6 protein-coding genes and 1 tRNA gene are annotated in these 9,463 nt (G+C 43.0%); 6 read left to right on the top strand and 1 reads right to left on the bottom strand.

Translation table 11 applies throughout. The features are described from left to right. Positions 1–2 precede the first annotated feature (2 nt). From L1N97_RS13305 to L1N97_RS13325, 5 genes are all read left to right on the top strand, one after another. On the top strand, positions 3–3,113 hold the full coding sequence (locus L1N97_RS13305) for a TonB-dependent receptor (RefSeq protein WP_236130118.1): 3,111 nt from the start codon (positions 3–5) through the stop codon (positions 3,111–3,113). A 126-nt stretch (positions 3,114–3,239) separates the two neighbouring features. Further along, a complete protein-coding gene (gene udk, locus L1N97_RS13310; protein WP_226752304.1) occupies positions 3,240–3,872 on the top strand; it encodes a uridine kinase in 633 nt (210 codons plus the stop codon). An 18-nt stretch (positions 3,873–3,890) separates the two neighbouring features. Beyond that, on the top strand, positions 3,891–5,099 hold the full coding sequence (locus L1N97_RS13315; RefSeq protein ID WP_236130119.1) for a NupC/NupG family nucleoside CNT transporter: 1,209 nt from the start codon (positions 3,891–3,893) through the stop codon (positions 5,097–5,099). Positions 5,100–5,116: 17 nt separating this feature from the next. Next, on the top strand, positions 5,117–6,064 hold the full coding sequence (locus L1N97_RS13320; RefSeq protein ID WP_236130120.1) for an isopenicillin N synthase family dioxygenase: 948 nt from the start codon (positions 5,117–5,119) through the stop codon (positions 6,062–6,064). Between the two features lie 126 nt (positions 6,065–6,190). Further along, positions 6,191–6,276: transfer RNA gene (locus L1N97_RS13325), tRNA-Leu, on the top strand. Between the two features lie 70 nt (positions 6,277–6,346). Here L1N97_RS13325 and L1N97_RS13330 read toward each other — a convergent pair. Beyond that, positions 6,347–7,813: a RimK family protein gene (locus L1N97_RS13330; RefSeq protein ID WP_236130121.1), complete on the bottom strand. Its 1,467-nt coding sequence runs from the start codon at positions 7,811–7,813 to the stop codon at positions 6,347–6,349. 117 nt (positions 7,814–7,930) lie between these two features. Between L1N97_RS13330 and L1N97_RS13335 the strand changes: the two genes are divergently transcribed. Further along, positions 7,931–9,058: a GNAT family N-acetyltransferase/peptidase C39 family protein gene (locus tag L1N97_RS13335; RefSeq protein WP_236130122.1), complete on the top strand. Its 1,128-nt coding sequence runs from the start codon at positions 7,931–7,933 to the stop codon at positions 9,056–9,058. The last annotated feature ends 405 nt before the right edge of the window (positions 9,059–9,463 follow it).

Below are 9,463 nucleotides of genomic sequence, written 5' to 3' on the forward strand. Positions count from 1 at the left end.
ATATGAAAATTAAACATTTAGCGTTGGCAGTGACACTCGCCTTGGGTGTCAGTAATTTGGCTTATGCCGATACATCTTCTGCCATTCGCGGCAATATTGTCAGCCCTACTGGACAAATTGCTTCTAATGCACGTGTAGAAATTCTGCACGTACCTTCAGGTACTCGTTCTGTTGCTGTGTCTAACGACTCAGGTGCTTTCTCTAGTTCTGGTTTACGTGTTGGCGGCCCTTACACTGTAACCATCACCAGCAACGAAGGTACAAAAACTTACGAAAATATTTTTATTTCCTTAGGTGAGACATTTCGTTTAAATGCACAGCTTGAGTCTTCTCAAGTTGAACGTATTGCAGTTACAGGCAGTGCGCTTTCTACTGGTAATAACACAGGTAGCAGCAGCTACTTTGGCGCGGCTGACATTGCCAACGCACCAAGTTTTGACCGTGACATTAAAGATATCGTTCGTAACAACCCATTAGCGGTTTTATCGTCTAAAGACGGTGAGTTAAGCGTTGCCGGTACTAACCCACGTTTTAACAGCATTTCAGTTGACGGCATTGCGCAAAACGATGACTTCGGTTTGAACGCTAACGGTTACCCAACGACACGTTCACCTATTTCTTTAGATGCTATCGATCAAGTTACTATCGACGTTTCCCCTTTTAACGCTAAAGACAGCGGTTTCCAAGGTGCAAAAATTAACGCGGTGACCAAGTCAGGCGCGAATGACATGTTTGGTTCTTTGTTCTATGAAACGCAGAATGACAAACTGGCCGGCACGCCGAAAAACCGTGGTCAAGATATTCCGTTAGCCTTTGATGAAACAACCTATGGTGCGACCTTAGGCGGCGCTATCGTTCAAGATAAATTGTTCTTCTTCGCGTCTTACGAGTTTTATGAAGCGGATACGCCAATTGAGTGGGGCCCAGCAGGTTCAGGTGCGCCTAACCAAACTGACGCAACAAATGCTCAGTATTTACAAGTTCAACAAATTGCCCGTGATGTGTACGGTGTAGATGCCGGTGCTTGGGATATCTCTCCTGTCACTGACGACGAAAAGTTCTTGTTAAAGTTAGACTGGAACATTAACAATGACCATCGTGCTGCTTTTACCTATCAATACAGTAAAGGTAACCGTACGTCTAACACCTCAGGTTTTGCTGGTGAATTACGTTTATCTTCTCACTGGTACGATCGGGTAGAAGAGTTAAACAACTATGCGTTTAAACTCTACTCAGATTGGAATCCAGATTTCTCCACCCAGTTCAGCATTACTTATATCGATAACCCGACAACACAAGCGTCATACGGTGATTTCGGTGATGTCACCATTTTCACCCCAACCGGTAACATTGCTATTGGTTCAGATGTATCACGTCACTCAAATGAACTGAAAAAAGAATCATTAATCTTAGCTATGGATGCCGATTACTTGTTAGGTGATCACAGCATTAATTTCGGTTATCAGTATAAAAGCTTAGACATCTATAACTTGTTCTTACAGCGCACTAAAGGTGAATATCAATTCGCAAGTATCGCTGATTTTGCAAATCGTCAAGCTTCTTTCTTACGTTACCAAAACGCCACTAGCTTAAACCCAGTTGATGCTGCAGCAGCGTTTACTCGTGATGAGCATGCTATTTATGTTCACGATGAATGGGCTGTATCACCAGAATTAGTGTTAGATATGGGTATTCGTTATGAGATGCTTGCATCAAGTGACACACCTAAAGCTAACAGCCAGTCTGAAGCGCGCACGGGTTTCCCTAACACTGAAAACTTAGATGGCACGGGTATCGTGTTACCACGTTTTGGTTTTACTTGGGATGCCGCTGATGACTTAGTGGTTCGCGGTGGTGTCGGTCGTTTCTCTGGTGGTCAGCCTACCGTTTGGGTATCTAACTCTTACTCAAACCCTGGTGTAGGTATTGGTGAAGTGACGTTAAGAAGTGGCGCAGATTTATCTAACATCAATATCACTGAGATCCCACAAAATGTGTTAAACACCGTTGCTAACTCAACACGTTTCGCAGGCACTAACTTCACCGATCCTAATTTTAAACTACCTTCAGATTGGCGTTTCCAGTTAGCGACTGATTACAGCTTCGATCTACCGATTATTGGTGACAATATTCTGTGGACAGCTGAAGTAATGTATAAAAAAGCTGAAAACACCGCATTCTGGATTGATGCGAGCTTAACGGGTGATGAAGATGGTACAACGCTGGATGGCGGCCGTATCATTTATAACGACCCAGATGGCACAACGACCGACTTAATGCTGACCAACGCAGACAAAGACGGCCGTTCTAAAATCTTCAGCACGGTATTATTTAAAAAGTGGGATAGTGGTGTTTCATTAACTACGTCTTACACCAATCAAGATATTACGGATTCACACACCAGCACCAGTTCAACTGCCGGTAGTAACTACGGTTTCAACACCGCAATTAACCGTAACGAAGCTATCGTAGGCCGTTCAGCGTTTGAAACTGAGCACCGTTTCGTGATTAACTTCGGTTATGAAACTGAACTGTTCGCCGGTTACAAAACTAACGTGAACATGTTCTTCGAGCGTCGTTCAGGTAAGCCAATTACTTATTATGCTGATGGTAATGCTGTTGCAGGTCTGCCAGATCCATATGGTTTGATCAGCCCGGGTACCTTTGGTGATGCATTGTTACCGTACATCCCAACTCAAGGTGATCCAAATGTGCGTTTTGCCTCAGCAGCAGCTGAAGCCACATTCTTCAACACCCTCAATACACTTGGCTTAGATAAATACGCCGGTGGTTATTTACCACGTGGTGTCAGCACCACGCCTTGGGTAACCACGCTTGATTTAAGCATCCGTCAAGAAATCCCAGGTTTAGTTGAAGGCCATAAAGGTTTAGTTTACTTCACTATCGATAACTTCCTGAACTTACTGGATAGCACCAAAGGTAAGGTATACGGCAGTAACTTCGGTACTATCGAGTTGTTTGAATTCACTATTGACCCAGCAACACGTCAATATGTGTATGGCAACCCATCTACCAACACCAACAACTGGGATACTTTCTACACGCAAGATTCCGCTTGGCGTTTAAAAGTAGGTGTGAAGTACACTTTCTAATGTTTGCTTAATTGCATGCTAAAAATGCCAGTCAATTGACTGGCATTTTTTTTAGTAGTTTTTTATTTATATCTGCAGCGTAATTAGCGATAATCGCCAACTGTTTTCTTTAAAGTAAGTGATCTTGTGGGTAAGAATACCATTATCGCCATAGCGGGCGCTTCGGCTTCCGGTAAAAGCTTATTTGCATCAACTGTTTACCAAGAACTAGTAGCTGAACTAGGTGGTGAGCGTATTGCTATTCTGTCTGAAGATGCCTATTACCGTGATCAAAGTCATTTGTCTTTTGATCAACGTATACTGACGAATTATGATCATCCCTCTGCGTTTGAACATTCGCTGTTAGTAGAACATTTAAAATTATTGCGGGCCGGTCAAAATATCGCCATGCCGCAATACAGTTACAAGCTTCATACGCGTTTAGACGAAACAATTAAAGTGCAGGCTGCTAAAGTAATTTTAGTAGAAGGTATTTTATTATTAACTGACGAGCGCTTGCGCGATGAGTTTGATATCACGGTGTTTATGGATACTCCGCTTGATATCTGTTTATTACGTCGAATTAAAAGGGATCTAGAAGATCGTGGCCGCAGCCTAGCCTCTGTTACTGAACAGTATGAAAGCACCGTTCGCCCCGCCTTTTTTGAGTTTATTGCACCTTCAAAACAGTATGCCGACTTGGTGGTTACCCGTGGTGGTAAAAATCAGATAGCGATTGATATTATAAAAGCAAAAATTCGCCAGTTACTGGCAGAATAACAATCAGGGAAATTACGTATGATGGGATTAGTGGGCATTGTTGCCCTGTTACTGGTTGCGTATGTGGCATCGGCACATCGTAGCAGAATCAACTGGCGAACCGTAGGTGGGGCTTTTGCCATTCAAATAGCTATTGGCGCTTTTGTGTTGTATGTGCCTTTTGGACAAGATGTTTTATACAATGTCTCGCAGGTGGTCGCTAACGTGATTGGTTATGCCAATGCCGGCATTCTATTTTTGTTTGGCGACTTGGGTAATTTCTCGCAAGGCTTTATCTTCGCGATCCATGTGCTCACCATCATCATCTTTTTCTCATCGTTAATCGCGGTGCTGTATCACATAGGTGTTATGACGTGGGTGATCCGCTTGATCGGTGGTGGTCTACAAAAACTGCTGGGCACTAGTCGGCCGGAATCGATGTCAGCCGCAGCGAACATCTTTGTTGGTCAAACCGAAGCACCATTAATTGTGCGTCCTTTTATTCCGACGATGACCCGTTCAGAATTATTCGCCGTAATGGTAGGGGGCTTAGCTTCCGTTGCTGGTTCAGTATTAGCAGGTTATGCAGGTTTAGGTATTGAATTAAAATACTTAATTGCAGCTAGTTTTATGGCCGCACCTGGGGGCTTTTTAATGGCAAAAATTATTTTGCCGGAAACTGAAGAGCCAAAAAACGAATTGACAGAAATTGGTGGCGAAAAGCCGCATACCAATTTAATTGATGCCGCGGCATCCGGCGCGTCAAGCGGTATGCAGTTGGCTTTGAATGTCGGCGCGATGTTGTTGGCTTTTGTTGGGTTAATTGCATTAGTAAACGGCATTGTTGGCGGTATTGGCAATTGGATAGGTGTTGAAGGCCTAACCTTACAATTAATCTTTGGTTATGTGTTTCAACCTTTAGCTTTTATTCTGGGTGTGTCTTGGGATGAAGCCCGTGCTGCTGGTAGTTTTATTGGCCAGAAGTTGGTCATTAATGAATTTGTCGCATACCTCGACTTTGTGCAAGTGAAGGAACAGCTAAGCGCGCATACGCAAGTTATTGTAACGATAGCGTTATGTGGTTTTGCTAACTTTTCTTCTATTGCCATTTTATTAGGCGGTTTGGGCGGTATGGCTCCATCTCGTCGCGCTGATATTGCTGAGCTAGGCTTAAAAGCTTTGCTTGCGGCAACATTAGCGAACTTAATGAGCGCTGCTATTGCAGGGTTCTTTTTTTACTTAGGCTAAAAAAACAGGTCTTTTATATGACACAGCATGTTCCAACGTTAGATATAAGACGGTTTGCCACCGACAAAGAAAACTTTGTTGCCGAAATTGGCAAAGCCTACACTGAATTTGGATTTTGTGGCATCAGTGGCCACGGTATTCCAGATGAAGTGGTAGAGAATACCTATAAGGTCATCAAGCAATTTTTTGCCTTACCGACAGAGCTGAAAGCTTCGTATGCCAAACCTGAACAAGGTGGTGCTCGGGGTTATACCGCAGTGGGTGTTGAGAAAGCAAAAGATTCCAATCATCCCGATTTGAAAGAGTTTTGGCATGTTGGTCGTGAATTGGATGGTGCAGCACCGCATCCCAGTTTATATCCAAATATGTGGCCGGCTGAAGTACCTGGCTTTAAAGAAGCCTCTTCAACCTTATTTACTGAGTTAGAAAAACTGGGTAATCGTGTATTAGAGGCGTTAGCCTTGTATCTACAGCAAGATCAGCACTATTTTGCAGATAAAGTGAATTATGGTAACTCCATTCTACGAGCTATCCACTATCCACCGATTAAAGATACGGAAACCCAATCGATCCGTGCAGGCCAGCATGAAGATATTAATTTAATCACTTTGCTCGTTGGTTCAAACGAAGCCGGTTTAGAGATTTTACGCCGTGATGGTAGCTGGTTACCGGTTACCACCATTGAAGGTACTATAGTGGTGAATATCGGTGATATGTTGCAGCGCTTAACTAACCATGTGTTACCGTCGACAACACATCGAGTGGTTAATCCAGCGGGAATGGCAGCGAGCGAGCCACGTTATTCTATTCCGTTTTTTATGCATCCTAATCCTGACTTTGTTATTGAAACGTTAGACAGCTGCATTAGTGAAAAACGACCAAACTTATATCCAGAGCCGATTAACTCAAATGATTATTTGATGCAGCGGCTGGAAGAGATTGGTTTGCTGAAAAAAGCGAAGTAATAAAGGCTTTGCTCAGCAAATAACCGAACATGAAAAAACGTGCAGAATAGTTGAATCGAGTAGTTGACTAGTTTATTTGAATCGCTATACTGCACGCCATGTTAGGTGCTGTGCACAAAACATAACGCAGATGTGGTGGAATTGGTAGACACGCAAGCTTCAGGTGTTTGTGCCCACAAGGCGTGAGAGTTCGAGTCTCTCCATCTGCACCAATTAACCGGCTATCGCCGGTTTTTTGCTTTTTGGCGTTCGCCTTTTTGGTAAAAGGCTTTGCTCAACGGGCTAGCGGGTTAATTCAATCCGTCGAATAAAATCTTCCACTAGCATATCGTACAACTTATTTCCCAGATAAAGATCTTCTACACCATCATCAATGTTCGGGTTATCGTTCACCTCAATTACAAACACTTGTTCACCCGCTTGTTTTAAATCAACACCATACAAACTATCGCCAATAGGTTTACAGGCAGCGAGTGCGGCAGCAAGCACATGCTGCGGCACGTCGGCAATAGCACAAGTACTAAAGCCACCACTTTGTGTTTTAGTCTTACCATGTTTGTAGATTTGCCAGTGGTTCCTTGCCATAAAGTATTTACAGGCAAACAACGGTTGACCATTTAAAACCCCAATACGCCAATCAAAATCGGTAAAAGTATAACGCTGCGCCAAGATAATCGCACTTTGCTCAAACAGCGCGGCCAGTTGAGCTTTAAATTCAGTCAACGTAGACACTTTAACAACCCCCCGAGAAAAGCTGCCATCTGGGATCTTCAATACCAAGGGTAAACCCAAAGCATCGGCTGCTTTTTCTAGGTTATCGTGGTCATGTTTAAATAACATTAAGCCATCTGGGCTGGGCACATTGTGTTGTTGAAATAAAGTTTGCAGATAAACTTTATTACCACAGCGTAATATCGAGTTAGGATCATCAATCACCGCTAACCCTTCACGCTCTGCTTTAACCGCCATATGAAAGGTATGATGATTAACGGCAGTCGTTTCGCGTATAAATAAACCATCGAATTCGGCTAATCGCTGCATATCTTTCGCAGTAATATGTTCGATATCCATTGCCGCGCGTTTTGCCGCTTTAGCAAATAACTCTAAAGACTTAGGTGTGCAGGGTGGGAATTTCTCAGTGGGGTTAGTTAACACAGCCAAATCATATTTGAATTTCAAATTCTTTGGCTCTAAACGCCATATTTTATGGCTGTAGCGTTCTAACACTTCGGCAAAAAAGCTTTGTTCTGTTTCCGTTAGTTTATGTACCGCCCCTATCTTGATTGACTTAATTTGCCACTGTACTTTTTTTTGTAGCTCAACCCTAAGTACCGGAACGGGCAAAGCTTCAAATAGATAGCTGGCAAATTTGCGTAAAGCTTTAAGTTCTGTTTCACCAAAATAGATATTAAAAGTGAGCTGCTCTTCTGTCGACTCCGTCAGTGCTTTAGCCAGTTGACTGCGCAGTTGGCCAGGCAGTTCTTCAATAAGCTCTGAAATCTCATGTCGATTAAATTTATTAAAAGCTCTTAATGAAGGCATCACGTGGTGATTATTGGCTTCTGCTAAGAGCGAGCAGTAATAACCTGTACCGAGATAATGCGCTTGGCGACATAGGTTAATCACTCTAACTCGCTGTGCTTGCTTTGGTCGCCATTTTAAATAGTCGGGTAAACTCATTACGCCATCATATTGATAAAAGGGCGCCCAATCTTGCAGTTTGTCGACAACGATAATCAGTTTTGCCATAACACCATCAGTTTGTTTGAATTTTAGGTTCTTTCACAAGTATCGGAAAGGATCTGGCATATTGCTACTATACTAGTTAATAAAATTAGAATTAACGTGTCTCAGCAGGAGTCCGTATTGTCAGATGCTCATGTTCAACCTTCTTTATCTGCTATTTGTGCAGCAGAAGTCACCGATATTGCGACCTTGGTTGAGATCGAGCAAGCTTGTTTTACCACTGATAAGCTAAGTGTGCGCAGTTTTCGGCGTTTTATCAGTGAAAAGCGCAGTGACTTATATATAGCGCGTTATAAAAACGAGATTGTCGGTTATTACTTACTGCTTTATCGGCGAGGCACAAGTTTGGCTCGGCTTTACTCGATTGCCTTATTACCCAGTGCTCGAGGCACAGGTATTGCTGCGCAACTATTAAAAGATGCGGAAGAAAGAGCGTTAGAACGGCATTGCGCTTTTATGCGATTAGAAGTTCGACCGGATAATGCGGCGGCTGTTCGTTTATATCAAAAACTGGGCTACCATCCTTTTGGGGTCAAACTTGATTTTTATGAAGATCATACCGATGCGTTATGCATGCAGAAACAAATCCACCATTTCCCCGCCATTGCACATCAGCGTTTAGTACCTTATATACCGCAATCGACACCTTTTACCTGTGGTCCTGCTTGCCTATTAATGGCTTTTAATTACTTTATGCCAGAGCAATATACGCCAGAGCATTTAGAAATTGATATTTGGCGAGAAGCCACTACGGTATTTATGACATCAGGTCACGGTGGTTGTGGTCCTTATGGTTTGGCGTTAGCGGCTGAGCGCAGAGGATTCGCCAGTAAAATATATGTCAATCAAGCAGGGCCGTTGTTTTTAGATACGGTGCGTACCGCAGATAAGAAAGCGGTTATGCAACGTGTCTATCATGCCGATCACAATAAGGTGCTTACTGCGAATATTCCGTTAGCTATAGTTGAGCCTAACTTAGTTTTGATCCAACAGTTACTCGATCAGGGTTATATCTTGTTAGTACTGATCAGTACCTGGCAATTTGATCGCTCCAAGGCACCGCATTGGGTAGTGGTATGTGCCATAGATGAATTCTTCGTCTATATTAATGATCCTGATGTAGCAGACATTCCTTGGCTCTCAAATAGTGAGCGCCAATACATCCCAATCAGTCATTTGGTTTTTCAAAAGGCCTTTGGCTTTGGTAAAAAGCGTTTAAAAGCGATTGTAGCGATAAAATCGCGCTAATAATAAACGTTTTGCTGGGATTTTCAGCAGTCAGTTAAATCCTTAATAAAAAGCGCTTGCAGGATATTTAAAAGGTCCTATAATGCGCGCCATGCCACGGGGGATGCGGCGAACGAGAGTTCAGCGAAACCTGAGGTGATAAAGCGAAGTTGCAAAAATCTTTAAAAAAGACGCTTGACAGCAGAGTTTAAATCACTAAAATGGCCGCCTCGCTACAGGGTGCTGATGAAGGCCTCGAAAAGCGAAGTGAAGTAACAAGAGTCTGGTGTGATGATAAGTTTTAAAAAGAATTATCCTCACGCTTGACTTAAAATCTGGTAGGTGTAAAATTCGCCTCCCGCTTTGAAGTTCAAAGCACGCTCTTTAACAATTCGCAATCAATTATCTGTGTGGGCACTTATGATG

Origin of the sequence: Rheinheimera sp. UJ63, assembly GCF_021568285.1 — a bacterium.
Classification (GTDB): Bacteria; Pseudomonadota; Gammaproteobacteria; order Enterobacterales; family Alteromonadaceae; genus Alishewanella; species Alishewanella maricola.